The sequence below is a fragment of the Erythrobacter sp. S227 genome (assembly GCF_057364925.1).
On sequence record NZ_CP200280.1, the window covers coordinates 2,778,252 to 2,804,417 of the forward strand.

Genomic DNA, 26,166 nt, shown 5'->3' on the forward strand with positions numbered 1-26,166 from the left:
GATTTCCAGCTTGTCCGTCATCTGTGCCATCTTTTCAACTGACGGTGTACGCGATGATGACGTGCAGACGGCTTTGCATTCTCTTCGGGCCTACCCCCACGATGCAGAAGGAAGCTGGGTTTCAGGTCGTCTGGCTCTAACCGCCTGCACGCTGCACACCACCAGCGAATCTTATAAGCAATCGCAACCAATCGTAACCGATGACGGGCAAGTTGCCTGCGTCTTCGACGGATACCTCATAAACCACGACGAACTGGTTAGCGATCTCGAACTGCGCGGCGTGATATTTCGCAATCGCTCCGATGTTGAAATCGCTATCAAAGCGTACGAGGCATGGGGGGATGACTGTGCAGAGCGTCTCCAGGGAGAATTTGCGCTAATCATCGCGGATCAGAGGCAAGGTCGGCTTTTTGCAACACGCGACCATCTGGGCTTCGTCCCGCTCTATTTTTTGCGCGAGGAAAACCGGCTGATCGTCTCATCCGACTTTCGGACGATTGCGGCATTAAAGCCCGCGGCCCTTGAGCCCAATCTGCGCTATCTTGCACAGACACTTACCAACCGATGGTACTTGCGTGAAGAAACCCCCTGGAAGCAAATCAGCCGCCTCAAGCGAGCGCACTTTCTGAGCTTCGATGGTGAGGCTCTTCGCGAAGAACAGTATTGGTCACCGTCAACGGACGTCACCATCCGCTACAAAAGCGATGCGGAGTATGTCGAGCATTATCGCGAGGTCTTGTTCGACTGTGTGCGGCGCTCGTCTCGTGCGCATCACAAGGTCGGCGTCGCAGTAAGCGGCGGTTTGGATTCCTCAGCCATATTCTCTGTCGCAGACGACTTGATCAAAAACGGCCGCTGGTTGGCCCCAGATATGCAGGGCTACACGCTTGCGGCGCCCGATGGGAGCAACGCATTCGAATTGCCCTATGCACGGGCCGCTGCTGCCCATTTGGGACGTGAACTCAGCGAATTGCCGCTCTTTGATCCCGACATCGAATATTATTCGCAAGACGGGCACTGGCATTGCGATATTCCCAGCCCGTCCAATGGCGCGATGATGCTGACCATGGAACGGCAAGTGGTTAACGATGGGTCCCGTGTCATGATCAATGGCATCGGGGGAGACGAGTGGCTTCAGGGACACGCTCACAGCTACCTTGAGTTTCTGGACAATAAGGATCCAGCCGGCTTTTGGCGTACCTTGAACAACGAGGTCGCCGACCAAGGTCTTATCCCCGCTCTGAAACAATGCTCCAGGCAAACCGCTGTTTGGCTTGCGCCAGAAGGCTTTCGTGAGTCGATACGTCGAAGGATGCGGGAAAAGCGTCGCCACGATGACGTTTCTTTGCGCTGGCTTGCCCCTGAATTGCGCGAGGCCCTTAAAGAGGCAGAGGAAGAATTCGAAGCCTCACTACCAGCAAGTCCGATCGAGTGGTCGAAGGTGAACCTCGCAACAACCCCGCGAGGCGATCTCACGCACTCTATGATGCGCCGTCAAAGAAACAGGATTGGCCTCGAATCGAGGCATCCTATGCTTTACCGGCCGTTTATCGAGTTTTCTCTTGCCACTCCCGCTCACATCAAGCGGCGCGGGAGCATTACAAAAGTGATTCACCGGAAAGCGATGGAGCCTTACCTGCCGGAAAAAGTGCTTAACCGCACAACAAAGGCTAACTTCACTAACACCAAGATCGATCACCAGTTCGCGGAATATGTAAGAGCGCATGCACCTCAAGTTCTCCAGGAATTGTGCGATTCAGAGGGGCTGCCCAAGATTTTGGACATAGATTTCCGCGGTCCGGAGGGAGATTATTGGGCTTGGGAGATTTGGGGTCTTTACGCTTCCGCAGCATTTTTGTATCAAGCTAACCGCACAGGCGAAATTAACCCTGCCACTGGGGTGCAATTGGACAGGAATAATAAATGACTAAGACTTTTGAAAAAGCGAAATATGAGGCTCCGAAACTGACCGTATTCGGTTCGGTTCGTAACCTCACTGGCGGAAGCCAGACCCGTTTCCGTGACGGTGCGGCGTCTAACTCACGCTTCTAAAAATATAGGTCTTACCGGCGCATTTGACCGCCGATGCAGACTGAAACTTGAAGGCATCCCATCGGGGTGCCTTTTTGTTTTTGGGCGTCAACACCCTGATTTTAATGGGTTTTTAGAGAATCATGCTTTGATCCACCGTAGTGTGATCGAGTTCACTGTTACATTTCCGCGATCGGTGGCCAAACGGCGAGTGTGCATCTAGGCCACGCTCATCTGCCGCGCGGCGATCAGCCGTAGCCACCATCGGTTTATCACGTGCACCGGGAACCGTGAAGTTGATTGAAATCGTTGCCCGCCCCAACTGCCAGTTCTTGTAAAATTCTCAAAAAGTGATTCGGAGTAAATTTCGCCATTTGGGGAACCAAATCATGCTGCGCTGCAGCAAAAATGCACTGTTTCGCAACAATTTTACAATTTCTTGTCGCTAATCGTCCGAGGCAGTCATTCAGCAAAAAGCGGCTCGTCCCAAATCATTGAAACTGGGCCTTGGTACAAGTGATGACTTGCGGCTAGAGGCACCTGCTATGAGTTGGACGCAAGAAGCAGCCCGAGAACAAGCAGCGCTAACAAGTGAGCCCTATGATCGGTGGGTTTCGCCCAATGGCGTCTGTATGGCGGAATTCCGCCGCGAGGCTTCGGGATTTGTCATTCGTTTTCCCGGCCAGGCTGATTTCGAGCTTCGGCCGGAAGATGAAAGCTTCGCTATTACCGGTTGGCCCACGCCTGATTGCGATGTGCAAACGCTGACCAATCTCTACCACAATGCTATCGAGCCCATTCTGGGCAATCACAAGGGCGGCCTTTACCTTCACGGCAGCGCGGTGATGGTTCCAGCGGATGTTTCTGGCAAAGACGAGGACGGTGTAATTGCATTTCTTGGTCTTTCGCGAGGCGGTAAGACCACGCTTGCTGGCTCTTTTGCTCGTGCCGGTTTTCCTTTCCTGACCGAGGATGTAATCGACCTAAGGCGAAAGGACGAAACCTATTGGCTACAGCCAAAGCGTTCAAAGCTCAGGCTATTTGCTGACAGCGCCCGGTTCTTGCTCGGCGATGATACAGACTTTGAAGACGACGATCTCAAACAAGATGTTGAAGCAGGTGGCACCCTGCCATTTGCCAAAGACCAAGCGCCTTTGCGGCAGATTTTCCTTTTGGGAACCGATCATTCAGCGCCGCTTTCGATACGCCGGCTTTCGAGTCAGGAGGCGTTGAGCGCTCTCATGCCGCATGCCTTCATTCTCGATGTCGCTGATAAATCGCGGCTGAAAGGGCACTTTACGCGCATGGCTGACCTGTCGCAGGACATAGCGTGCTATGCTCTTGACTTTACCCGCGACTACGCAGAACTGCCGCGGGTACGCGAGGCCGTGCTGGAGAGTTTCTCCGATCTGCGGTGACGAAAATATTGAGCGATTTGGGATATTTGCATGCAACTCACTGATCGATTTACAGTGTCCGAAGACGTTGTCGTGCGGGAGGTGAGCGGCGAGCTTGTACTGCTTGACCTTAACTCGGGTCAGTATTTCGGGCTTGATGCTGTCGGTGCGCGCATCTGGGAATTGCTTGCAGACGCCCCGCGCAAATTGAACGAGATTTGTGATCAGATCGAGAGCGAATTCGATGCCCCGCGTGAGCGTATCGAAGCTGATTTGATGGCCCTTGCCAAACAATTGCAAGAGCAGGAATTGATCGCAGCCGAGGCTGCTTAATCAGCCCTTTTTACTGACCTCGCTTACCCCGTCAGTGCCGAGTTTGATCACACGGTCCGCGAGCGACAGGCTTGCAGGGCGGTGCGTTATCAGAATGACAGTCCTGTCTTTCAAAACCTCGACGCATTCTTCGACAAAGGCCGCCTCGCTTTCGAGATCATACATACTGGTTGCTTCGTCCAAAATCATGATCGGCGGATCGCTGAATAGGGCCCGGGCAAGAGCAATGCGTTGACGCTGTCCGCCTGAAAGCTTCACCCCGTGGTCGCCGATCTCGGTATCAAGCCCTTCTGGCAAGTCTTCTAGGAAGTCATTTACCTGGGATAGCCGCGCAGCCGCATTGATGCGTTCCTCGCGATTGTCCGCAATCTGGCCAAAGGCGATGTTATCAGCGATGGACCCATTGAATAGCAAAGCGCGCTGCGGAACATAGCCAAACTGGCGCCTGAACTCTTGAATCTGAAACTCCGTTATGTCGGTTCCATCAAGTGTGATCCGACCAGAAGTTGCGCCATAGAAACGCAAGAGAAGCCGCACCATTGTCGATTTGCCAACACCGTTTTCGCCGGTCACCGCGAGAGTTTCTCCCTGCTCGATTTCAAGGTTGAGGTTGGTCAACACCGGCGGTCGACCGGGGTAGGCAAAGCTTAGATTTTCGAAGCGTATCGCACCTTTGGCCCGGTCAATGCTGGTCCCGCCATCGTGTCCGGTTTCCGGGCTGAAGGCGAGCACCGTCTCCAGCCGCGCAAGTGTTCCGCGCGCCATCTGATAAGACGAATACATTGTCGCAAGTGCTCCGGCAGGCCGCGTCAGCAAAGCAGCGTAAAGCAAAAATGCGAAAACTTCGGCTGGCGAAGACGCCTCGCCGCTCAATTGCCCGCTGCCAATCATCAGAACGCCTATGGCAGCAAGTGCGGCAATAAACGCCATAAGAGGGCCGATGAAGGCTTTCAGCTGAGCTTGCTGAATAGCGTAATCGCGCGAGACTTCGGCGGCTTTGGCAAAGTTTGTGCGGTGATGCTCTTCCACAGCGAACGCCTTGATCGCAGGCAGTATCTCCAGATCGCGTTCTGCAATCGCAACCAAGTCGACTTCCGCTGCCCGCACCTTGCCCGACAGTCCGCGCAATTGGCGCCCGGTGAGGCGGATCATCATTGCAAACGCGGGCACCAGTAGTGGCACAATCAAAGCCATGACCGGGTCGATCCAATACAGGATCGCAATTGCCCCAAGAGTGGTCAGCAGGATCGCCGGAGCATTGGCAAGAGTACTTGCAAGAAAATCGCTCAAATTGCCGACTTCGTATGAGGTCAGCGCAAGAACATCGCCAGAGCGTTGCTCGTCATGAAAGCTGAGCGGCATGATCTGGACATGTTCGTAGAGACGCTTGCGAAGATCGGTCAGGATACGCGTGGAAGCGCGTTCGGACTGGATCGCAGCCGCAATATTCAGTCCGGTCAGCAAAGCGAGAACGATCACCAGAATGACAAGCGTCTGCGTCAGGTCAGGCGCCTCGCCCTCGGCAGCAACAACGGTTCCCAAGGCATCTGCCGCAAGCCACGGAACGGCCAGTGTGGCAATCGAACTGAGCAGTGTCAGCGTGCTAATCGCCGCCAATTGCCATCGAAAACGCCGCGCCCATTCAAGCCAGAATGCTACACTCACCGTGAGCCCACCTTTCGCATTGCTCGCCCGGCGGTTTCCAATAGCAAACGCCCTTGCAAAAGAGCGGTGGGCCATTTTACGGCTGAAGGATATTTCTCCAGCAAATGCTCACGCGGAGGAAATGCACGTGTCTTCAAAAGCGATGCTTTTTGGCCGAGAGACCTTGCCTGCTTAAGGTCGATCCAGAACTGGCTCAGGCTGTCGGGATTGGCGAAATATGCAGCCAAAGTCGGATCAAGGGGACGTGCCTCTAGCGCCGCCAAGCTGGCTTCGGGGACTGAATTCGCAAGATCGATCTGCATCCCGCGCAAAGCCTCGGCAACCAAAGCCCCGACACCATGAGCGTCGCAATGCTCCTCAAGCTTTCGCCAATCTGCGTCCGTCATACTTTGGCAAAGCAAGTCGAGGTCAACAGACCAGATCAGGCGTCGAGGGCTGCTTAAACGCCCGCTTTCGGAATGGTAACCGTGCAAGGCATGCCATTTCTGGTTGATCGTTGCATGCAAGATCATCAACGCCGCGTGAGGGCGGTAAGCTGCTTTATGAAGGCTAGGGATAGGGAGCCGGTCAACGAAGAATTCGCTGATGGGCAAAATGCGCTGAAGAACGGGTCTGTCCGAGGGCTCCCAGTGCAAATCGATGGAATGGACGAAAAAGCCCGCCGCATCATGCAACCAGCCCTCTTGGTAATAAAGGCCATGCGGGTCCTCTTTACGATACCAGCCAAGCTCTTGCAGGACTGCGCGAGTGCGAGCCTGGTCTTTGGGCTGGATCAATAAGTCGGTATCGCCGCGGCGCCTCGTCGCGGGCTCATCATGAAGCGAATAAGCGAGCGCTGTTCCCTTCATCAAAGTGGCTTCGATCCCGGCTTGGCTAAGGTCGTCCAACACTTTTGAAAGAGCATGATGGTGGGTCGTTTCCCATAAGGCGATAAGCCGCGCCTCTTCCACCATGCGTTCAAGTAGGTCTTTCGGCCACTTATCCAGTTGATCTGCATGGGAATTCAAAAGAAAGGCGATGCCGTGATATTCGATGCGGCTCCACACCGCCTCCCAACCGGCCGATGCATCTTGTGACCAAGGCGCAGGCTTCCCCGCACGGACCGCGCGCAGGCACTTGGCAAGAAAGTCATCAATGGATGCAGCGTCGCTCATTGGATTTGCAAATTCGATCCCAATTCCCTTTGGCCAAACGCAAATTGGCCCCACTGTCCCATGCGATAAATGCCGCACATTTACCAGTGATTGCTTTCACCGGTTCAGGGGCGTCCCATTCACAATAGGACATTAAGCCTTGACCCCTATTGGGCATGCTGCAAAGCACAATGCGCTTTCAGGGTGTAGGGTTAATCAAGGCGAATATCGTGACAAAACCGCGCAAGGGGATCATCCTCGCAGGGGGATCGGGCACGCGGCTGTACCCGCTGACCAAGGGCGTGTCGAAGCAGTTGATGCCAATCTTCGACAAACCGATGATCTACTATCCGCTCAGCACGCTGATGCTGGCAGGCATTCAAGACATTTTGATCATCACTACGCCGGAGGACGCGGAGCAGTTCCAACGCGTTCTGGGCGATGGTTCCGATTTTGGCGTCAACCTTTCTTACGCGCAGCAGCCAAAGCCCGAAGGTCTCGCGCAGGCGTTCCACATTGGCGCGGATTTCGTCGCAGGCGGGCCAAGCGCACTAATCCTTGGCGACAACATCTTTTATGGTCACGGCCTGCCGGATATTTTGCGGAGCGCAAATGCGCGGGATACGGGTGCGAGCGTATTCGCCTACCGTGTGACCGATCCGCAAGCCTTTGGCGTCGTTGAATTTGACGGTGCAGGACGGGCGATTTCGATTGAGGAAAAGCCCGCCCAGCCCAAATCCAACTATGCTGTGACGGGCCTTTATTTCTACGATGAAACCGTTGTGGACCGTGCCCGTGATTTGAAACCATCACCGCGCGGCGAGCTTGAAATCACCGACCTTAACCGCCTGTACCTCGATGAAGGGTCGATGTCGGTTGAAATTATGGGACGCGGTTTTGCATGGCTGGATACAGGGACCCATGCGTCGCTCCTTGATGCAGCGACTTACGTCCGCATTACCGAAGAACGTCAGGGGCTCAAGATCGCGTGTCCGGAAGAGATAGCTTGGCGTCAGGGTTTTATCTCTGATGCGCAGCTTGAGGAGATCGCAGAACCTTTGCGCAAGTCTGGCTATGGCGAATATCTGCGCGGCTTGCTCGAAAAGCCGGTGCTGCCGTGAATATCATCGAAACCAAGATTGAAGGCCTGCTGATCATTGAGCCGCGCGTTTTCGGGGACGAGCGCGGGTTTTTCATGGAAACATGGAACGAGGCCGCTTTTCGCGCGGCGGGTATCGACACCGCTTTCGTGCAAGACAATCACAGCCGTTCGCAAAAGGGCGTTCTAAGGGGTCTACATTTCCAAAATCCGGGCCCGCAAGGAAAGCTTGTCAGAGTTGCCAATGGCGCGGTTTTTGATGTGGCGGTCGATCTTCGTGAAAGCTCAAGTACATTTGGCAAATGGGTCGGCGTTGAGTTGTCTGCCGAGAACAAGCGCATGTTTTGGGTGCCGGAAGGGTTCGCGCACGGGTTTCTGACGCTGAGCGACGACACCGATTTCCTCTACAAATGCACCGCGCCCTATGCTCCGCAATCCGAGCACACTTTGACTTGGGATGATCCAGCCGTTGGAATTGAATGGCCTTTGGCAGGGCTTGATCCGATCATTTCGGCCAAGGATGCAGAAGGTGTGGCGCTTGCTGATGTGGCGGTGTTTTCATGAAAGTCCTGATCACCGGAGCGGGCGGACAATTGGGCAGGGCTCTTCAGGCGACGGCGCCCGACAGTGCTGAACTGAGCGCAATTGATGTTGACGATGTTGATCTCACAGACAGCGCGATGCTGACTGCCCGCCTTGCGGTCGAAGCGCCAGAGATCATTATCAACTCAGCGGCCTACACCGCGGTTGATCGTGCAGAAGAGGAAGAAGATCTTGCCCTTGCGATCAACGCGGATGCTGTGGCGATCATGGTTGAGGCTATGGAGCAATCGGGTGGCAAGCTTGTTCATGTTTCGACCGATTTTGTCTTCGACGGCACCTCATCAAAAGCATACAAGCCCAGAGACGAACGTGCTCCAATCAGTGCCTATGGCCGGACCAAGGCGGCTGGTGAAGATCATGTGCGCGGGCAAGATATTCTTGTACGCACCTCATGGGTCTATGCCGCTGGGGGCGCAAACTTCGTGCGCACGATGATCCGTCTTATGAATGAGCGCGATGAGCTTGGCATTGTAGCCGATCAGGTGGGAGCACCAACTTGGGCAACCGGTCTTGCTACCACAATCTGGGGCTTGATCGAAAAGGGTGCATCCGGGACATTCCATCACAGCGATGCAGGTGAAATCAGTTGGTATGATTTTGCAGTGGCGATTGCCGAGGAGGCTCACGCCATTGGGCTGATTGAGCGGATTCCGGCGATCAAACCTATCGCATCGTCAGACTATCCAACCCCGGCAAAGCGTCCTGCGTTCTCCCTTTTGGATAGCAGTGCCACGCGCGCGCTTCTGGGCGACAAACACATTCATTGGCGCGAGAACCTGCGCGCAATGTTGAAAGAGGAAAAGGCTCTTGGCTAATTTGCTCGTAACCGGTGGTGCTGGATTTATCGGCGGCAATTTTGTGCATTACTGGAATGCCCATCACCCCGAAGATCACGTCATCGTTTTGGATGCGCTGACCTATGCTGGCAATCGCTCTACGATTGAACATGCGCCTTCGGCGGAATTGATTGTCGGCGATATTCGCGATCAGGAACTGGTCGAAAAGCTCCTGCGTGAACACGATATCAGCACGCTTGTGCACTTTGCCGCTGAAAGCCATGTGGATCGCTCTATCACGGGTCCTGATGCCTTCATCGATACCAATATCCTCGGCACCAATTCCCTTTTGAAGGCCGCGCGCGCGGTCTGGCTTGATGGTGACGGCAAGGATCACCGGTTCCATCATATCTCTACTGATGAGGTTTATGGCTCGCTTGGCAATGACGATCCCGCATTTAGCGAGACAACGCCCTATGCGCCAAACTCCCCCTATTCCGCATCAAAGGCTGCGTCTGATCATCTGGTCCGCGCCTATCATCACACCTATGGCCTTAACGTCACGACCAGCAATTGTTCGAACAATTACGGTCCTTATCAATACCCTGAGAAGCTCATCCCGCTGTTTTGCCTCAACGCTTTGTCGGGCAAGAACCTGCCTATCTATGGTGACGGCATGAATGTGCGCGACTGGCTGCATGTCGAAGACCATTGCCGCGGCATTGAGGCGTGCCTTGAAAAGGGCGTGCCAGGTCAGACCTACAATATCGGGGGCGGGGCAGAACTGCCAAATCTCGAAGTAATCGCTGCGATATGCCGTGAGGTTGATCTGGCGTTTGAAGAGGTCGACGGCCTTGCTCAGCGTTACCCTGATGCGCCTGCTGCTAAGGGTCAGAAGAGCGAAACGCTTAAGACTTTTGTGACCGACCGGGCGGGGCACGATCGCCGTTATGCGATCGATGAAACCAAAGCGCGCGGCGAGCTTGGATATGCGGCGACCCGCAGTTTTGACGAGGGCCTGCGCCAAACCCTGCGCTGGTATCTTGATAACGAAACATGGTGGCGGCCATTGGCAACCCCCTGAGTATTAACGTTCTAGTCGCTCAAGTATTTCCCCCGCATTTGTAAGGACCAGTTCCTTAGGCTAGGTTTCCTCCTGTAGGGAATGGACGCAGCCGAATGGGATCAATCGGTCGCTCGTGGGAGCATGCCGACCTGTTTGACTCGCGGTTTGGGAGGAAAGCTGGCGGTCATGTTAAAGAAGATAGTCGACTACATCGCGGCAGGCGTTGTGACTGCTGGCGCTCCCTTGTTTCGTGCAGTCGGAAACTGGCCGGGGAATTACCCGCGGTATCGCGCTCAAGCTGACCGGGTTGGAGTTCATTGGCGCTCGACCCATTACTACCAACCCACCTATCGAAACGAGGATTTGCCCGAGGACGTAACCGGAGAAAGGACCTTGCCGGGTATCGATCTCCACGAGACGGCTCAGGTTCAACTCCTGAAGAGTTTTTCTTACGGAGATGAGATCGCATCGCTCCCTTTTTCGGACAGCAATGAGCTGGTCTATTCCTACAACAACAACCAATACGGGCCCGGAGACGCGGATTCGCTCTATGCGATGATACGGCATTTCAAACCGCGCCGGCTCATCGAGATTGGTTCAGGCAACTCGACCAAGATGGCCGCTCACGCAATGGCGCAAAACACCGTCGAAGACCCCGCATATCAGTGCGAACACATTTGCGTTGAACCCTACGAGATGCCGTGGCTGGAGAAACTGGGGCCTCGCATCATCAGAAGCCGCGTTGAAGATGTGCCGCTTGATCTGTTCGACGAACTGGAGGCTGGGGATGTCCTTTTTGTAGACAGCTCTCACATCATTCGACCCTTTGGCGATGTATTGGTCGAGTTTTTACAGATCATTCCTTCGCTAAAGCCCGGCGTTCTGGTGCATGTCCATGACGTTTTCACACCACGCGATTACCCGGAGAAATGGCTGCGCGATGATCGCAGATTGTGGAACGAACAATATCTGCTGGAAGTCATGTTGCAGAATTCAGCGCGCTACGAAACCGTGTTTGCGCTGAACTGGCTGAAACACAATCATGAGGCCGAATTTTCCCGCGCATTTCCCGCAGTGAAAACGGTCAGCAATCTGGAGCCTGGCGCTTACTGGTTCAAAGTGAAGGACGGGAACTAGCGGCCAAACCAACGTGACGATCTGTGCAGGCAGGTTCCTTCTCTTCGAACCTAGCGGTTCTCCTGCCAACGTGTTAGCGGCACTGCCTCGAGATCACCTAAGGGATGCACATGTCAGTCACAGGAAGGCCGTCAAAGGTCGGGTTTGTTGGCACTTTTGATGTCGCCAATTATGGCGATTGCCTTTTTCCGGCCGTCTACATGCACCTTTTGAAAGAGCGCTACCCAAGCGTCGTGTTCAGCTTCTATTCGCCTCTGGCCAAGTCGGCCCAGATTATGGATTACGGCCCGATCCAGCCGCTTCCCGACACGCTTTCGAACATTGCCTTTGACGAAGATGCGCTCATCCTTTGCGGTGGCGAAACCCTATGGGTGGGGCACAGCAGCGGGACATTCAACTTTCCTGCGTCAACCTTAAGCGCCTACACCCGGCTTTGGCTTGCTCCTACAGTGGCGACTGCACGCGGGATGACGGACTTCCACGTGCATTGCGTAGGCATGCCTCACGCCCAGCTTGAAGCCCCCAGCGCGATCGCGGATGCTCTTGCGTCCGCTTCAAGAGTGTGTGTGCGCGATGAGGTAACTGCGCGGCGATTGGGTAATCGTTTCCCGGTTGAGGTGGACCCTGTTTTCGCGCTTTCGACCATGAAGCCTACCGAGGAATGGGAAAGCGAACTGAGCAAGTGGTTGCCCGAGGGGTACAATGCTGGAAACTATCTGGCTGCGCACATTTCCGCGCCTTACCTTGCAAATGATTTGCGCGACTGGTGCAAACAGGTCGCTGCCGTCGCAAAGCGCTTCGAGATGCCGATCCTGATGGTTCCCGTTTGCCATTTCATGGATGACAGACACACACTAGAAACGGCGCGTGGGCTCCTGATCGAGCTGGGGGTAAACGCAAGCGACGTTCATTTGCCTCTAGTGGAAAGCAAAGACATCATCGCCACAGCGGCTTTGCTTGGCATGAGCGGAGGTGTGATCACCAGTTCGCTACATGCGTGCGTCACGGCGGCCTCGTTCGGGACTGCTTTTGCGGGATATGTTGGCAAAGGCAAAGGCGATGGAAAACACCGCCAGACGCTTTTGGCTGCCGGCATTGATTATGGCATGTCGATGGACATTCCCGATATCCTCGACACCTTTGCCAATAGCCATGCGCAAGATCGCCAAGCCAGCCGCTCGGAGGCGATCAGGAGAGCCATTGCTGGTTTTGAAGGCCTTGCTGAGGCGATTTCCTCACCTCAAGGACCTGCTCAAGAGCTCGCCCAGTCGACCATAGATGCTGTAATCAACCATGACACAGCGCCGACAAGACACTTGCGTTCAGAAGTGAAAAGGACGATTCTCAGGTGGGCCAAGAAGTCAGATTTCCTGGCAGGATTGCTCACCGCCCGTCGCCGTGCCCGTGTGCAGCGCGGCACTTTGTAGGTTAGAGGCATTTAAGGGACCGCGAATGACAACTCCGAGTGATCTTCGGCGTATTCCCCCGCCACGGCCCATGCGTCCGATGCGCCAGATGGCCAAACGGGATGCAAATCCGATTTTGCAGGTCATGCCGTTGCTGATCGTGATTTACTCGTTTTTGCTTTTCCCGATTGAAGTCCGTTTTGTTGTCGCCGGTCTGAACCTGTACGCTTACAGGTTAGCGATTTTCGTGGCTTTGCCTTTGCTTATCTACCTTGCCCCACGCCGTGATGGCGGGGTTAACAGGGTCGATCTGCTTGTGGCCCTCGGCTGCAGCTGGATGATGATTTCATTCGTTCAATTATACGGCCCGAACGAAGGGCTCGTTCGCTCGGTGGCGATCGTACTGGATACTTTCGGCGGATATCTGATCGCACGGGGTGCGATTTCGAGCCTCAATGATCTGCGTCGACTTCTCGTTTTGATCATTCCCGGGCTGATCTTCGCATCCGCGTTCTTCGCCATTGAGAGCTTGTCTGGCCAACTCATTATTAGGCCATTCTTCAGCTCCATCTTTGGTAGCGCAGTCAATTACGAGGCGGGCGCGGCTCAAGGCAATCTCAACCTGCTTTATGAAACCCGTATCGGTCTCTTGCGAGCCTACAGTGTGTTTTCCTTCCCCATCCTCGGGGGCGTTATTCTTGCCAGCCTTCTGCCGCTTTATCTGATGAGCGGGATAAAATCGCGGGCCCTTTTTGTGGGTTCTGTTGCATCAGGGGCTGCGTTCTTTTCTCTGTCGTCTGCGACCTTTATCGCGCTTGCACTCGGGATTGCGATGGTTGTTCTGGATCGCTTCCTTCCGCTCTTGAGGCCACTGCGATGGCCGTTCATTACCGCTGGTATCGTGTTTTACGGGGTCTTGGCCGAGATCGCCCTGCAAGGAGGAATCGTCGGCGTTGTCGGACGCTTTACGCTGAACCCTGCGACCGCTTACATTCGCCGAATGCAATGGAAGTACGGCGGCGAGACAGTGATCGACAATCCGCTGTTCGGCATCGGGTTTTCCATTTACGACAAACCTGCATGGCTCACTGACGCGATCGATGCGCACTTCTTGCTGTTGGCTCTTCGGTTTGGCCTGGTCACTCCAATTCTCTTTGCGATCGCCGTTGGCATTGTGATGGTCTCCCTAGGCCGAACTGCGGCGAAGCTCCCGCTTGCTGATCGAAACTTCGTCATTAGTCTGAACATTATGCTGACCATTCTGGTCTTTACATCGATGACGGTCACATTCTTCTCAGAAGCCAATGTCTTCTTTATGATCGCCCTTGGCGTTTCCACATCATGCATGATTGCGATCACGAGAACGCGGTCCAGACAGATGATGATGCCAAGGCCGATGATGCAAGAGCCAAAACCCCAAATGGCACCGCAAACGCAAATGCCGCCCCAAACGCGAGACGTTCGATAAGACCGTAGGTCTGGTCGCTCGTTATGCTAGCTCGAAACAGCCTTTTCTCACTCGCAGGGAGCATCGTACCTGTTTTGGTGACGGTGGTTACGCTGCCGTTTCTTCTCGGGATAATCGGAGCTGAGAGATATGGCGCGCTTGCACTGTGCTGGCTCATCCTGATCTATTCCGCGCATATCCTCGATGGGGTCGGCACAGCTATCACCCATGCGGTGGCGCGCGCTGAGGATGATCATCAAACGGCCCGCGATACAATGGTCACAGGTCTCGCGACGGCCTTGGTTGTCAGCCCTGCAACCGCCATCCTGGCGAGCGTTGTGGCCTTCGTCTTCTTCGGGCAGTTTTTCGAAGTGAGCGAGACAGTCAAGCAGGAGCTTGTCGCATCGATCTGGCTCATCGGTGCCTCCAGCTTTATAAGCGGTGTTTCGCGCGCAGTGTACGGTGCATTGGTCGGGAAGGAGCGTTTTCCCAGCGCCTCTTTTGCAATGATGGTGTGCAATGGGGGCTTGCCGCTTCTGGCATTGGTCTACGCGCACATGTTCGGGGCGACTATGGTCGTCCTCTTGTGGGCAAGTCTCACAGCCTATTGCCTGGGATTGACCTTCCTGCTGCTCGACTTGTGGCGCTCGCAACTGCGTGGAAAGCAGGCTCGCGTGAGCTGGTATCGGTCCCGTGCTCTTTTGAAGTTCGGGTTCTGGATTATGGCAACCGCAATTGTTGCCCCGTTGCTGTTGACCTTGGACCGGATGGTCATTGGTGCGCAATTGGGTGCGATTGCAGTAGCTGCTTACACAATCCCGTTTCAGGTCGTCAGCCGCCTCCAACTGATCCCGCAGTCACTTGTCAAAGTTCTATTTCCGCGCCTTGCGGTTTCGGCGGGCGTGAAGGCGCAAAAAATGGCGCTCTATTATTCCATTGTGATGTCGGCGTGTTTCGCGCCGATGATCGTGGGGTTGATCTACCTCATTGAGCCGCTTTTGGAGCTTTGGCTTGGCGACAAACTGGACCCTCGCTCGGTCGAAGTTGGAACGTGGCTTTTGTGCGCTTTCTATGTGACGGCAATCGTGCAAACCATGGCGGTGTTCCTGCAGTCGCAGGACAGGGGCGCCTTTGTAGCAAAGTTTCAGCTCGCCACGATCCTGCCCTACCTTGGGCTGCTGTTGTACTGCGCCAACACCTACGGGTTGATGGGAGTCGTGGGTGCCTTTCTTTTCAGGCGTACCTTTGAAGCGCTTTTCCTTGTGGCCAATTCAGGTTTTGGAAGTCGCCGGTTCTGGGTCACCCAAATCCCCGGAACGATGGGCCTTTTGGTGGCAATCGCGACCGTTGGTCTTTTGCCTGAACCAGGTTTGAAGTTGGCCGCAGGAGTTGTTGTCGGGTCGCTTACGCTTCTTGGAGCGGTGCTCGTTGTCCCAGCCGAGCTACGCGCCATGATCATCGAGCAAAGCCGAAAGCGGCTGAGGCCCAATGATCATGGCGCATGAACTCAAATGTGTGCCGGTCAAGTTGCTTCGCTAGGTGCAAACAAGACAATCGCGCTGACACTTCGGGCGCTGACCGAGTTACTGACTGTCACAGGTCCTGTGTCCGTCATGGTCCAGCCAAGCTGAATGCCGTCACCATAGGTGAAGAGGTTTTCGACCTGTGTAGCTCCCGACACTGACGCGCTGCTTGTTGCAGTGCTTGAACCAAGGCCAACAAGCGCAAGGGTGCCATCAGCCACAGCGGTCGCGGTCACACTGGGCGAACGATCGAAGGCAATGATGGGCGCTGAAGGGGCATTGGCCACAGAGCCTGCGACAATTCCCACTTTGTCCGGAACGTTTGCTCCGCTTGCATTCGCGACAAGATTATAAGGTCCATCGCCTGGCAGGTTCGCTTCATCAATCACAAAGCCGGCAAACGCTTCGAGAGAGCTTGCTGGATTTGAGTTTTGGGTGCCGCTGAAGAAAACCCGGGTCATCATGGTTGTGCCGCCAGATCCGGTTATCATGCAGTTGATGTCGTTGACCGCGTCGCTCGTGCCTGCACCGACCATGGCAAAGATGTGTCTGTCGTTGCCAGTTGCGGTAAGCCCTGTTGCAGAGGCGGAACCTCCTGAACCTCCAGCCTGAATGCTATCAACGAAGACAAGTTCATCGCCTGGTCCCGGCGCTGCTGCGATAGGGCCTACTTCATCGCTAACGGCAAAGTTCACTCCTCCTGGACCGGTGGCTTCGACAGCGTAAGCGATAAGTGTTCCTTCGTCCTCGTTAGACAGAGTATAGGAAGGGTCGACTGTACCGGGGATTGCAAGCCCATTGCGAAGCCAAACTCGGTCGTTGACCGTCCCATCTTCGACAACGCCATCATCACCTGACAGAGTTTGGCCGACTTCTGCGAGACCAGTGATAGATGGGGCGGTGCTCCAAGATGGCAGTGGGTCGCCTGTGTTGACGCTCGCCACAGCCGCAAGTGCCCCTTTACTCGCCGTTTGTGGAAACTCCGCGGCAAGAAGGTCATTCGCAAGACAAGGTGCTACTCCGTTGACGAGCAGATCACCTGCAGGCGCAAAGTCACCGTTGATCACATCTGTGAAGAGGGTCGTGCTGTCACCGCCACTTGATGTGCCTTCAAGTCCAGAGGGAAGCCCGACATCTTGCACGACGTGATTGTTTCTCACCGTCAGTTCAGGCGGGATCGGGTCACTATTCCGAACGGTTAGGCGCAGGATCACATTGTTGGCGACAAGCGAGTATATATCACCCCCTTGACCATCAGACGGGATCAGGGCGCGCTGTGTCGCCATGGTGTTATGAGCAAATACCCCGTGGCTGATCATGCCGCCAAGGTCAGACTGTAGCCCCTCGTCCGGCGTGCCAAGATTGTTGTAGAGGGCATTGCCGATGACCATGCTGTCGAGCACACCGGGACGGTCCTGAATGAAGATGTTCTGTGCATCGATCTTCCACAGGCGATTGAAAGCAAAGACCATATTCTCGCGGAAGTCAGGCAAGATCGGCAGCTGGTAGATATCCGAGTGAATGTCGAAGTGGGTCGGCAGTGTCGTGGGGACTGCAATGTCCTCTTGTGCGCCTCCATTCGTGGTTCCCGGCGGGGAGAGGGAGATGCCCGCCCTCGTGTCATCAAGCAGCGTTGCGGACCAATCTGTCTGCGCATTGACCCAATCGACGGAGCTGGCGATGCGGTAGTTGGTGTCATTTCTGAAACCCTGCTCGCTGCCATCGAAAACAAAGCTTGCCTCATCCACGCCATCGACCCGTAAAACGAGCCTTCTTGGCGAATTGCGAATTGATACTGTCGGTATTCCCGACCCTGAATAGGCAATGCTCAGTGCCTCAACATTTGTGTAGTAAAATGCACTTGAATGGTCCTCGACCTCGTTCGCGACAAAGCAAAGTGCATCTTGCGCCAAATCCGCCCAGGTTGCCGAAGTTCTGCAACCGCGCACCAGTCGAGCTTTGTCGAAGACATCATTTACATCGGTAACGACACAGTCTGTGAACCACGCGCCATTGCGGAAGAGGCTGGGAATGATGTTTCGCGGGCCCTTTCGCCAAAGGTCTTCGCGGCCCCTGCTTTGAACGATGTGAATGCCATCAAGCCAATGTTCGCCGCCTTCAAGTTCGGTATAGAACTCCAAGGTCTCGACAAAGTCGATTGTGATTTCGGGGCCTTTGAAGTGAAGGCTCTCCATCCCTGGCCGCATGCGGGTGAAATCCCCTTCCAGCGCCGGTGGGGACTGCAGAAATGTCACCGGTGCATCGGCCTCAATCCTGCACCATCCTGCCGGTGAATGGCGGCTGGTATTGCCCAGTTCATAGTCGCCGCCCTCCAGAACCCTGACCCGGGGGTGCTGCGCGTCCTGGGCTCTGAGGTGTGTGAATGCGTCTTCCATAGTGAGGAAGTCCGCTCCGCCGCTGGCGGCAACTGTCACATCATAATCGAATGTTTTCGATGCCATCACATAGTTGAACGGACCAGAAATTCTGGGCTGCATTGATGTGTCACTCGGCACAGCTTCGGCATAAACCTGCGCAATGCCTTCTTCGCCCGAGGGCCGGCTTAGAGTAATCCACCAGCCCAGCATGTCATAGGTAGATCCGTCTGCGCGCTCGAACGTGCGAAATGTCGGGCTGTCCACGCGAAGCACATTGCCTTCGCAGTGAAAATCCACGTGCGACATGCCAAGATTGGGGATCAACGAGCCTTCATTGTTGGCCGCAGCAAACACGCCGATCACATTTGCGATCCGCACAGTTTGATGAGGAGGAGTGAGCAGCCGACAAACAGGCTTTGCAGTGGTGCGCGCCGGATCGGTCGGAACACTCGCAAAGCCGCTGGAGGGCGCGCCGTCCCAATTGCTACCTGGCCTCAGACTCTGGTTGACCGGCTGCCCACCTGCAAAAGGCGCATACCTTGAAAACTCATTGCCAAAGCCGGTTCCAAAACCGAACCCCACCATCAGATCAGACCCACCAGGTCCGCTGCTGTGGTACCCGTTTCCCGCACCGCAGCGGGCCTAATGTCCAGGACAGACCCGCTTGGAATATTTCGGAAGATCACCTCGGTGTTCGTGTGAGTGCTGGAAACAACAAGATCGCCGCCTGTGCCAACAAAAATGGCCTTTGGTACGAAATTGAGGTCCGAATTGTCATCGGGCACAATATCGAACCAGTCGCGCGAAGGGGATGTGACGCTGTCGGTAGTTGAGAAGGGGTCTTGAGGCATTTCTATTCTCCTTGGATTCGGAAAGAACATAAGAAGAACATTTGATGTAGGAAAGTCTTCGTTTCTTGTCTGGTTGGCCTCAATAAAACCCATCGAATTGACTTGTTTGCCCGTGACTGTTTGCCATCCATTGCGTAGTGGTTGACCGTAACGATCCTCACTCACCCCTGCAAACAGGCTCTATTCCGAACAATGCTCGCTCCACCCCAAAGCGCCGAAGTCACGATCATTATCGTCAGCTGGAACACGCGCGAACTGACACTGAAGGCGATTGAGACTTTGCTCGAGAACGCTGGCGATGTTCAGATGCACGTCGTTGTTTGGGACAATGCGTCCGCCGACGGCTCAGCTGAAGCGGTTGCAGAAAAATTCCCGCAAGTTGAGTTGATCGCCCATGACGACAATATCGGTTTCGCCGAAGCCAACAACCGCGTTGCAGCCGGGGCACAGACGGACTGGTTGCTTCTACTAAACCCCGATACAGAAACCCATCCAAAAGCGATCGAGAACCTCCTGCGCTTTGGCAAAGCCAATCCCAAAGCAGGGATCGTTGGGGGAAGAACGGTCTACCCTGACGGCTCGCTCAACCCTGCTTCGTGTTGGAAAAAGTCTTCTCCTTGGAGCCTTTTTTGCAGCGCATTTGGCCTCAGCCGGATGTTTCCGAACTCACCATTTTGGAACCCCGAAGCGATTGGCGGATGGAAGCGCGACAGCGTTCGCGAGGTTGATATTGTTGTCGGCTGCTTCTTTCTTTTGAAACGCGATTTGTGGAACCGGTTAGGCGGATTTGACAGCAAGTATTTCATGTACGGCGAAGAGGCGGACATGTGTCTTCGCGCTGCCAAACTTGGTTATTCCCCAATGGTGACGCCGGATGCGCAGATTATGCATCTGGTCGGGGCTTCAACAAAGCTGAGGAGCCAGAAGCAGATCAAGCTTATGCGCGCCAAAGTGAGTTTGATTGACGATCATTGGCCTGCAGCCCTCGCTCCTTTGGGGCGCATGCTGATGTGGTTCTGGATCGCTAACCGAAGGCTTGCCTCGATCATTCAATCGCGCCTTTCGGGCGACTCAGAATCTGCCGCTGAATGGGCGAAAATCTGGGATGCCCGCAAGGAATGGATGCAAGGCTATTAGGCGCTTGGCTGCGTTTAGCCGGCCAGGGCACCTTCAAGAACGGATGTGTACCCCTTCGCAACTGCATCACGGGTAAAGAAATCTGCTGCGCCTGACTGCTGCCATTGGGCTAGCGCTGCCTTCATTGAGCGCTCGTCTTTGATGGCTCGCTCTATCGCCTTTGCGATCGAATGCGGTGACCCGGCGTCAACTCCTTGAGCAAACGGCAGGCCATCGAAATACCCGTCGATTGCGGTGCCTTTGGGATAGATGATGGGAAGACCTGCAAAAAGAGCTTCGACAAATACAAGCCCAAAAGACTCGGCTCTTGAAGGCACAACTAGAGCGCAGGCCTCGTTCATTCTGGCTTGCATAGATGTGCGGGCTACTGGCCCTTCCAAACGGACATGCGGGGCGCTTGTAATCATCTGCTGACAATGGGCCAGCTCTTCCTCGTTCCCACCGCCCAAGATTGCGATCTTGCGACAGCGTGCTTCGCCGCCGAGCTTTGAGGCTGCTTTGACAAGCCCATCAAGGTTTTTCACCGCGTGGTTCTTCAAATGGAACACAGAAATCACATCGCCATTTGTAACCTTGGGCGGCACGATACTATCGAGCTCAGTAGGGCAGGGGATCAGCGTAATGCCATCCCTTCGTTTGCCCAGCATGCCCTCGATTGCATCTCTGGCAATGGGGGTGAAGGTGCACACCGAGCTGGCATTTTTATAGATTGACCGGAACACTCCGCGCAGGTCCGGACGAGCCTTCAAAATCCTTCGATCGGTGTTGCCCTGAATGGTGAGAGCGTAAGGGATACCGGTGATCTCGGATGCTTTTTCGACCGCGATGCCTTCAATGGTGAGCTTGTGCCCGACCAGTAAATCCACCGGGGCGCCTCTCGCAGCGATGATGGCTGCTATGTGCTTGCCCAGCCGCTCCAGCATGGTCCGATGAAATATGCCTCGCCCAGGCGCTGTGTATCGAAGGGCTGTGCCAGCCTCGAACGGCTGCTGGCTTGTTACCTGTGCCGTCGGATTAAACACCGCCGAGACTAGCCCTTGGGCTCCCGGACTATGGCGGTTAATCGAAATTACCTCGTGGTCAAAGCTTGCCGAGGTTAGGTCAAGGAAGCTCTTGATGACGGGGGTTTTGAACGGCTCGATCGGATCGGGAAAATCGCCACTAACGTGAAGAATCCGGCTGGTCATTTGTCGAGCTTGAGGCAGCGATGCATCTGGTCAGGGTCAATGCGAAAGAGCATGACGTGTCACGCCCCCTCGCTACTCCTTGGTCCCGCCATATTGGTAATAGCTATATTGATAGCTGTAATCCTGCCCGGCTTCGAGCGCACGATATTTGGTGAGCACTACGCCGAGCATTTTTGCGCCGCTGGCCTGCAAACGCCGCTTGGCTGTTTTCGCTTTACCGAATGAAATGCGGTTGGCTTCCATGACGAAGATCGTCCCATCGACGACGCGTGAAAGCATTGGCGCATCCGCGAGGCCCATAACAGGGCTCGAATCGAAGATGATCAGCGAATAATCGTTGCGGTGCTTGGCGATCAGCTCACCAACGTAGGACTCTGCCAGCAACTCTGTCGGGCTCGCAGGGATCTCTGCAATCGCTAGAATATCGAGGTTGTCGTGAACCCCTTTGATTATCGCGTCTTCAAGTTTGACGTGGCCAAGCAGAACTTCGACGAGGCCCACTTTCGGCTTCTCGATATCGAGGAGCTTTGCAATCGTTGGACGGCGCAAATCAGCGTCAATCAACAGGGTCTTGCGGCCCATGCGGGCGAACAATTCAGCAAGGATGACGGCCGTGGTTGACTTACCCTCTGAAGCCTCTGTGCTGGTGAATTGCAGCACATTGCGCTCTCGCGAGAGTGAAAAGTCGATGCTCGATCGGATCGAGGCATAGGATTCCATAAGCGTGCTGAAATCATTGCCAAAGACTTCGATGTCGCGCTCATCCACATAGGGCGTTTGCCCAAATAGCGGCAGACCAAGCTTGTCTTCGACTTCTTCCAGTGACCGGATGCGATCATCAAAGGTTTCCCGCAAGAGAGCAAGACCGCCAGCCAATGCAATACCGGCAACCAAAGCCATGGTCAGATTGACAGACAGGCTGGGCGCGTAAGGCGTGGATGGAACCACAGCGGCATCAAGCTTGTTGAATGCGCCTGCATCGACATTGGCAGCGGAAGTTACCTGGTTGTAGCGCGTCAAAAGCGATTCAAGCTGGCCTCTCAAGGCCTCCGCCTCGCGCTCAAGAACGCTCAATTGAACCTGATCATCCTGCTCGCTTAAAGTGGCGCCGGTCAAATTGTTGAGCTCTGCCTGAAGCGCCTGCTCTTGATTGCGCGCCACGATGTAATCGTTGCGGATAGAGGCCTTAATTGCATTGCCACGGTCAGCGATCTGGCGATCGAGGATAGCGATCTGTTGCAGCAGATTCTGGATTTGCGGAAACTCGTCATTGTAGCGCTGACGCAGCTCAATGAGTTCGCCTTCTTTCGAAATCTTATCCGAAACCAGACCCTGCAAAACCGAATTGGTTTGAACTGCGGGAAGCTGGTCAGCTGGAGCGTTTTCGATGGCACGCCACTTCTGCTCTGCTGCAATCCGGTCCGCACGCGCCGCCGAGAAACGGGCGTTGGCAGATGATAGATTGGTGCTCGTAAGTGTCGTCGGGGCGGCACCTTCGCCTTCGCCCGGTTGAAGAATTATCTGAGCGCCGCGGGCATAGTTATTGGTAGCCTCTTCAGCCTCTTCCAAACGCGCGCGGATCAGATTGATCTGATCAAGCAGATATTCCTGCGCATACTCGTTTGACTCGATAGAGCTGCGCGTGTCTGAGTCCGCGAAGGCGTCTGCATACCCGTTAGCCAGTTCAGCGGCCAGGACCGGGTCTGACGAGCGGTAGCTGATCGTGATGATCCAATTGTCGTCAGGGATCGATGCAGTGACCTCCTGTTGAAGCCTGCCAGCTGCTGCTTCATTCTTGGTTTGCAGCCATTGCTCATCGCTCATGTTGGGTGGACGCGAGGCGTCAAAATCCGCGCCGAGCAATGCCGAACGCTCACCCAGATTGAGGTTCTGCGCAACGGTCGTCGCAAGGTTGCGCGATTTGATGACCGCAAGCTGCGTTTGAAGAAAGTCGAAAACCTGGTTGCTGGCAATACCAGCTTCAACGTCTTGGCCTTCAACGATGTATTGACCGTAAGGCTCAACCCGTACGGTCGAGCGCGCTTCATACATGGGTGTAGACAGCAGCGTGATGACAAGGCCGGCGATGAGCGATGCCACCACAACGCCTGCCAGCAGCCAGCGCTGTCGATAGAGCATGCCGCGGATCGTCGAGAGGTCGAGCAGCGGGCGAGGTGCCTCAAACTGGCCGACCTGCTGCCCATCGGGCATATATGCGTCAACCCACCCCTGACGCGGATCTTGGCCAGGGGCCTGCATTAGCGAACGGTCGTTCATGGCTGTTTAGTTGCCGCTTTGAACCGCGACAGTGGCGAACACGCCAAGAGCCGGGAGTGTTTGCAACACGTCTTGGTAGAAGACAGACAGGCCGTCCGTGCCCATGACAACACGGTCGCCAGGAGCCAGAACCGGGTCAAGCATAGTGCCTTGGCGCATCTGGCTGTAGTCGAACAGAGCGATCATCACACCGTCGGGGCTCTCGCGAAAGACCGCGACTTGCTGTGTATTGGCGGTTCGGGTTGGACCGCCTCCCATGGCAATCGCAGATGAAAGGCGCGAGCCGGGCTGGAACGCATAAACGCCCGGATCTTCCACCGAACCTTCCACCGTCACAAGGTGTGACGCATAGTTGGCGATATTCACGCTGACCATCGGTGTGCGAAGGCCCGCTGCGAGAAGGCGCTTTGCAACATCCTGTTCAAGCTCGCGCGTGGTCATGCCGGCGGCAGGAATAGTGCCCAGAAGCGGGAGTGAAACCGATCCGTCAACACCGACCATCACCTCGGCCAAAGACAAGTCAGGCTCGCGGAAAACATTGACCGAAATCTGGTCAGAAGGGCGCAATGCGTATGTCGCAGGGCGTGCTTGGGAATAGATCCCTTGGCCCAAATCAGCACGCGGCTGCGAAACCGCCGCCCCAACGATGGGTGCAGGCGTCGAAGCACATGCGGTTACGCCGAAGGCGGCCATTGCAATCACTGCACCAAAATGTTTTGAGATATTCATACCCTACCTTTTACCCCATTTTCGTCCCTCTCTTAGAGGGGGCATGACCCTAGCGCAACTGCTTTGCGCACGCCTCGAGCCCCATTCAGAAAGCCCTCGTCCTATTTCGGGACGTGCACTTCACAGAGTGTGCGATACTGTTCCGATCACTCCTTTGCCTCTTATTTGCGGTATCGTTAACCTTCTATGATCGTGGCAAATGCAAAACCTTGTCATTGCTTATCTGCATGGACCTTCGCTAACTTCGGATGACTGTGAATTCTCGGGATGTTGCCGGTGTTGACCGATCTTTCTGTCTTAAGTCTTGTTGCTTGCGTGCTTTACGCTGTGGTTGCCGGTGCATCGTTCAGAGCCGGGCGCGAAGCCCGAAGCAAACGTCAACAGCCATGGCATTTCAAAGCCTGGGGCCTGATTGCGCTTTATTTTGTGGTCCTTATCGTATTGCGACTTTTCGACGTTGAAGAGGGACTGCGCGAGGGCATGAGAGATATGCTTGAGGCGCAAAACCTCTTGGCTGATCGCCGGTCTTTCCAAGGGCCGGTTATCGCGATTACTATTATTCTTTGCGCGAGCTGTGCCATGCTTGCGGTTTATTGGACATCACAGAGAGTTTCCGGCCGCCGCAACATTGCGGTTGCTGCCGCAATCGGGGCTTGCGGTGTGATGCTCGCAACAATGATGATGCGGATCGTTTCGCTCCATGCGCTTGATCGCCTTTTGAACGGGCCGCTCAAGCTCAATTGGATCGGCGATATCGGATCAAGTCTGGCCGTCTTGGGCGCTGCTTTATTCTATGTCAGTGTCGTCAGAGGAAGTCGCAAGCAACGCGCTTGAGCGATCCCGCCCGCTAAAGCTCTCCTGTTTCGATAAATCCGGCGATAGCGCCGCGAAGCTGTTTTGCCGTGGGTGACATTTGCGCCGGTGCAGATGTTAGCGCCAACCCTTCTCCGATCTTTGCTGCAAGTTCGCTTTCATCCATCGCAATCAGCAAACCTGACCGCCCTTGCAGATTGCGGGCGGTGGCAACCTGGTGATCGTTGCGATGTTCCCCGTGGTCAAAACGCCGGGGAAACAACAAAATCGGTTTGGATAGACGCTGCGCTGTAAGGACCGTGCCAATGCCGGCGTGGGCAATGATCAAGTGGCTCTTTTGGACCAGGCTTTCAAACTCGGCTGGCGCGATGCTTTCGCGCGCTTCCATGTTCTTGGGTTGGTATGTGCCTTTGCCGGTTTGCGCGATCACTTCCATGCCCAGATCGGGCGCAAGCTTATCGACCGCCTCGATCAACCGGTCAAAGCCAAGCTGCATGCCTACTGTCACAAGGATCACAGCACCGCTCCACGATATTTCACCGCATCGCCATCGGCCAGATGCTCCCATTGGGTCAGGCATTCGTGCGCGGTGCGTTTTGAAAGCTTGCCGCACATCGAAAGCTGCTCGCCATTGGCAACGCTGTCGATCCAAAGCGTGCGTGCACCAATCAACCGGCCAGCCAACAGACAGAAGTACCCCGGTGCTGCTCCGGTTGAGAGCACAATGTCCGGGCGATGCTTGAGAATGATCTTAATCGCGACCAACGCGCAATGGATCGCTTTTAACGGCGTGTTCTGGTTGCAATCGGGCAAAGTCTCGGCGTCCGCGATGCCGCGCTGCTTAGCGATCAAAGGATCGGTCGTTGCAAAGCGCACATCATAATTGTCCAGCGTATCGCGAAGCAGCATGAGCTGTTCCCAATGCCCGCCGCCAGAGGCAACCGCTAGCACCTTGCGGCTGGTATTTGTCATGTGAGTTTTGCCGTTCATTTGAAGTGATCTGTTGCGTTACTCCGATCGCCCTAACCGTCCCATGCGCGCTTCACAACTTCCAAGATTTGGCGCCGGGATAGTGCCTCCAAAATTAACCCTATGAGACACATGTGTCTCATAGCATCCAATATCTAATTCCAATATTCTCATGTATTCAATGACTTGAGCGCCAAACTCTATGAGAC

23 protein-coding genes are annotated in these 26,166 nt (G+C 55.0%); 14 read left to right on the plus strand and 9 right to left on the minus strand.

The window, feature by feature from the left end:
• Nucleotides 1-10 precede the first annotated feature (10 nt).
• From AC0V6Q_RS13245 to AC0V6Q_RS13260, 4 genes are all read left to right on the plus strand, one after another.
• On the plus strand, nt 11-1,927 hold the full coding sequence (locus AC0V6Q_RS13245; RefSeq protein WP_486168847.1) for an asparagine synthetase B family protein: 1,917 nt from the start codon (nt 11-13) through the stop codon (nt 1,925-1,927).
• On the plus strand, nt 1,924-2,052 hold the full coding sequence (locus AC0V6Q_RS13250) for a lasso RiPP family leader peptide-containing protein (protein WP_486168848.1): 129 nt from the start codon (nt 1,924-1,926) through the stop codon (nt 2,050-2,052). The genes AC0V6Q_RS13245 and AC0V6Q_RS13250 overlap by 4 nt, the downstream gene beginning before the upstream one ends.
• 524 nt (nt 2,053-2,576) lie before the next feature.
• Nucleotides 2,577-3,449, plus strand: a complete 873-nt coding sequence (locus AC0V6Q_RS13255) for a hypothetical protein (RefSeq protein ID WP_486168849.1) — start codon at nt 2,577-2,579, stop codon at nt 3,447-3,449.
• A gap of 30 nt (nt 3,450-3,479) precedes the next feature.
• Nucleotides 3,480-3,761, plus strand: a complete 282-nt coding sequence (locus AC0V6Q_RS13260) for a PqqD family protein (protein ID WP_486168850.1) — start codon at nt 3,480-3,482, stop codon at nt 3,759-3,761.
• Here the strand turns inward: AC0V6Q_RS13260 and AC0V6Q_RS13265 are convergent, their stop codons facing one another.
• Together AC0V6Q_RS13265 and AC0V6Q_RS13270 are read right to left on the minus strand one after the other, a co-directional pair.
• Entirely contained in the window at nt 3,762-5,426 is a 1,665-nt protein-coding gene (locus AC0V6Q_RS13265) for an ABC transporter ATP-binding protein (protein ID WP_486168851.1), read from the minus strand. It lies immediately after the preceding gene.
• On the minus strand, nt 5,423-6,580 hold the full coding sequence (locus AC0V6Q_RS13270) for a nucleotidyltransferase family protein (protein WP_486168852.1): 1,158 nt from the start codon (nt 6,578-6,580) through the stop codon (nt 5,423-5,425). The genes AC0V6Q_RS13265 and AC0V6Q_RS13270 overlap by 4 nt, the downstream gene beginning before the upstream one ends.
• Before the next feature lie 209 nt (nt 6,581-6,789).
• Between AC0V6Q_RS13270 and rfbA the strand changes: the two genes are divergently transcribed.
• From rfbA to AC0V6Q_RS13310, 8 genes are all read left to right on the plus strand, one after another.
• Entirely contained in the window at nt 6,790-7,680 is an 891-nt protein-coding gene (gene rfbA / locus AC0V6Q_RS13275; RefSeq protein WP_486168853.1) for a glucose-1-phosphate thymidylyltransferase RfbA, read from the plus strand.
• On the plus strand, nt 7,677-8,222 hold the full coding sequence (gene rfbC / locus AC0V6Q_RS13280) for a dTDP-4-dehydrorhamnose 3,5-epimerase (protein ID WP_486168854.1): 546 nt from the start codon (nt 7,677-7,679) through the stop codon (nt 8,220-8,222). The genes rfbA and rfbC overlap by 4 nt, the downstream gene beginning before the upstream one ends.
• Nucleotides 8,219-9,076 (plus strand): dTDP-4-dehydrorhamnose reductase, encoded by an 858-nt coding sequence (gene rfbD, locus AC0V6Q_RS13285; RefSeq protein WP_486168855.1) that lies wholly within the window; start codon nt 8,219-8,221, stop codon nt 9,074-9,076. Before rfbC ends, rfbD begins: the two co-directional genes overlap by 4 nt.
• Nucleotides 9,069-10,121 carry a dTDP-glucose 4,6-dehydratase gene (gene rfbB / locus AC0V6Q_RS13290; RefSeq protein ID WP_486168856.1) on the plus strand — a complete coding sequence of 351 codons (1,053 nt, stop codon included), beginning with the start codon at nt 9,069-9,071 and terminating at the stop codon, nt 10,119-10,121. The genes rfbD and rfbB overlap by 8 nt, the downstream gene beginning before the upstream one ends.
• Nucleotides 10,122-10,289: 168 nt before the next feature.
• Nucleotides 10,290-11,240, plus strand: a complete 951-nt coding sequence (locus tag AC0V6Q_RS13295) for a class I SAM-dependent methyltransferase (RefSeq protein WP_486168857.1) — start codon at nt 10,290-10,292, stop codon at nt 11,238-11,240.
• A gap of 110 nt (nt 11,241-11,350) precedes the next feature.
• Nucleotides 11,351-12,667 (plus strand): polysaccharide pyruvyl transferase family protein, encoded by a 1,317-nt coding sequence (locus AC0V6Q_RS13300; RefSeq protein WP_486168858.1) that lies wholly within the window; start codon nt 11,351-11,353, stop codon nt 12,665-12,667.
• Between the two features lie 25 nt (nt 12,668-12,692).
• On the plus strand, nt 12,693-14,114 hold the full coding sequence (locus tag AC0V6Q_RS13305; protein WP_486168859.1) for an O-antigen ligase family protein: 1,422 nt from the start codon (nt 12,693-12,695) through the stop codon (nt 14,112-14,114).
• Nucleotides 14,115-14,137: 23 nt separating this feature from the next.
• Entirely contained in the window at nt 14,138-15,598 is a 1,461-nt protein-coding gene (locus tag AC0V6Q_RS13310) for an oligosaccharide flippase family protein (RefSeq protein WP_486168860.1), read from the plus strand.
• Between the two features lie 17 nt (nt 15,599-15,615).
• On the opposite strand, the gene AC0V6Q_RS13315 is transcribed toward AC0V6Q_RS13310, so the two are convergent.
• Nucleotides 15,616-18,579, minus strand: a complete 2,964-nt coding sequence (locus tag AC0V6Q_RS13315) for a hypothetical protein (protein ID WP_486168861.1) — start codon at nt 18,577-18,579, stop codon at nt 15,616-15,618.
• Nucleotides 18,579-18,845 (minus strand): spike base protein, RCAP_Rcc01079 family, encoded by a 267-nt coding sequence (locus tag AC0V6Q_RS13320; RefSeq protein WP_486168862.1) that lies wholly within the window; start codon nt 18,843-18,845, stop codon nt 18,579-18,581. Before AC0V6Q_RS13320 ends, AC0V6Q_RS13315 begins: the two co-directional genes overlap by 1 nt.
• A gap of 192 nt (nt 18,846-19,037) precedes the next feature.
• Between AC0V6Q_RS13320 and AC0V6Q_RS13325 the strand changes: the two genes are divergently transcribed.
• A complete protein-coding gene (locus AC0V6Q_RS13325) occupies nt 19,038-19,982 on the plus strand; it encodes a glycosyltransferase family 2 protein (RefSeq protein ID WP_486168863.1) in 945 nt (314 codons plus the stop codon).
• Nucleotides 19,983-19,996: 14 nt separating this feature from the next.
• On the opposite strand, the gene AC0V6Q_RS13330 is transcribed toward AC0V6Q_RS13325, so the two are convergent.
• From AC0V6Q_RS13330 to AC0V6Q_RS13340, 3 genes are all read right to left on the minus strand, one after another.
• The gene (locus AC0V6Q_RS13330; RefSeq protein ID WP_486168864.1) at nt 19,997-21,169 is read right to left on the minus strand and encodes a glycosyltransferase; all 1,173 of its coding nucleotides are present in this window, start codon (nt 21,167-21,169) and stop codon (nt 19,997-19,999) included.
• 72 nt (nt 21,170-21,241) lie between these two features.
• Nucleotides 21,242-23,446, minus strand: coding sequence for a GumC family protein (locus tag AC0V6Q_RS13335; RefSeq protein ID WP_486168865.1), 2,205 nt, complete (start codon nt 23,444-23,446; stop codon nt 21,242-21,244).
• 6 nt (nt 23,447-23,452) lie between these two features.
• Entirely contained in the window at nt 23,453-24,175 is a 723-nt protein-coding gene (locus AC0V6Q_RS13340) for a polysaccharide biosynthesis/export family protein (protein WP_486168866.1), read from the minus strand.
• Between the two features lie 279 nt (nt 24,176-24,454).
• Between AC0V6Q_RS13340 and AC0V6Q_RS13345 the strand changes: the two genes are divergently transcribed.
• Nucleotides 24,455-25,009 (plus strand): hypothetical protein, encoded by a 555-nt coding sequence (locus AC0V6Q_RS13345; RefSeq protein ID WP_486168867.1) that lies wholly within the window; start codon nt 24,455-24,457, stop codon nt 25,007-25,009.
• Between the two features lie 13 nt (nt 25,010-25,022).
• Here AC0V6Q_RS13345 and AC0V6Q_RS13350 read toward each other — a convergent pair whose 3' ends face one another.
• Complete coding sequence (locus AC0V6Q_RS13350) at nt 25,023-25,505, minus strand: glycosyltransferase (protein WP_486168868.1); 483 nt, start codon at nt 25,503-25,505, stop codon at nt 25,023-25,025.
• Nucleotides 25,502-25,960 (minus strand): glucuronosyltransferase, encoded by a 459-nt coding sequence (locus AC0V6Q_RS13355; RefSeq protein ID WP_486168869.1) that lies wholly within the window; start codon nt 25,958-25,960, stop codon nt 25,502-25,504. Before AC0V6Q_RS13355 ends, AC0V6Q_RS13350 begins: the two co-directional genes overlap by 4 nt.
• Nucleotides 25,961-26,166: the final 206 nt, after the last annotated feature.

Coding starts and splice junctions, on each gene's coding strand:
- AC0V6Q_RS13305 (WP_486168859.1), top strand. CDS start 12,693: ATGACAACTCCGAGTGATCTTCGGCGTATTCCCCCGCCACGGCCCATG.
- AC0V6Q_RS13325 (WP_486168863.1), top strand. CDS start 19,038: ATGCTCGCTCCACCCCAAAGCGCCGAAGTCACGATCATTATCGTCAGC.
- AC0V6Q_RS13310 (WP_486168860.1), top strand. CDS start 14,138: ATGCTAGCTCGAAACAGCCTTTTCTCACTCGCAGGGAGCATCGTACCT.
- AC0V6Q_RS13355 (WP_486168869.1), bottom strand. CDS start 25,960: ATGACAAATACCAGCCGCAAGGTGCTAGCGGTTGCCTCTGGCGGCGGG.
- rfbD (WP_486168855.1), top strand. CDS start 8,219: ATGAAAGTCCTGATCACCGGAGCGGGCGGACAATTGGGCAGGGCTCTT.
- AC0V6Q_RS13250 (WP_486168848.1), top strand. CDS start 1,924: ATGACTAAGACTTTTGAAAAAGCGAAATATGAGGCTCCGAAACTGACC.
- AC0V6Q_RS13340 (WP_486168866.1), bottom strand. CDS start 24,175: ATGAATATCTCAAAACATTTTGGTGCAGTGATTGCAATGGCCGCCTTC.
- AC0V6Q_RS13320 (WP_486168862.1), bottom strand. CDS start 18,845: ATGCCTCAAGACCCCTTCTCAACTACCGACAGCGTCACATCCCCTTCG.
- AC0V6Q_RS13260 (WP_486168850.1), top strand. CDS start 3,480: ATGCAACTCACTGATCGATTTACAGTGTCCGAAGACGTTGTCGTGCGG.
- AC0V6Q_RS13330 (WP_486168864.1), bottom strand. CDS start 21,169: ATGACCAGCCGGATTCTTCACGTTAGTGGCGATTTTCCCGATCCGATC.
- AC0V6Q_RS13335 (WP_486168865.1), bottom strand. CDS start 23,446: ATGAACGACCGTTCGCTAATGCAGGCCCCTGGCCAAGATCCGCGTCAG.
- AC0V6Q_RS13300 (WP_486168858.1), top strand. CDS start 11,351: ATGTCAGTCACAGGAAGGCCGTCAAAGGTCGGGTTTGTTGGCACTTTT.
- AC0V6Q_RS13255 (WP_486168849.1), top strand. CDS start 2,577: ATGAGTTGGACGCAAGAAGCAGCCCGAGAACAAGCAGCGCTAACAAGT.
- AC0V6Q_RS13295 (WP_486168857.1), top strand. CDS start 10,290: ATGTTAAAGAAGATAGTCGACTACATCGCGGCAGGCGTTGTGACTGCT.
- AC0V6Q_RS13315 (WP_486168861.1), bottom strand. CDS start 18,579: ATGGTGGGGTTCGGTTTTGGAACCGGCTTTGGCAATGAGTTTTCAAGG.
- AC0V6Q_RS13270 (WP_486168852.1), bottom strand. CDS start 6,580: ATGAGCGACGCTGCATCCATTGATGACTTTCTTGCCAAGTGCCTGCGC.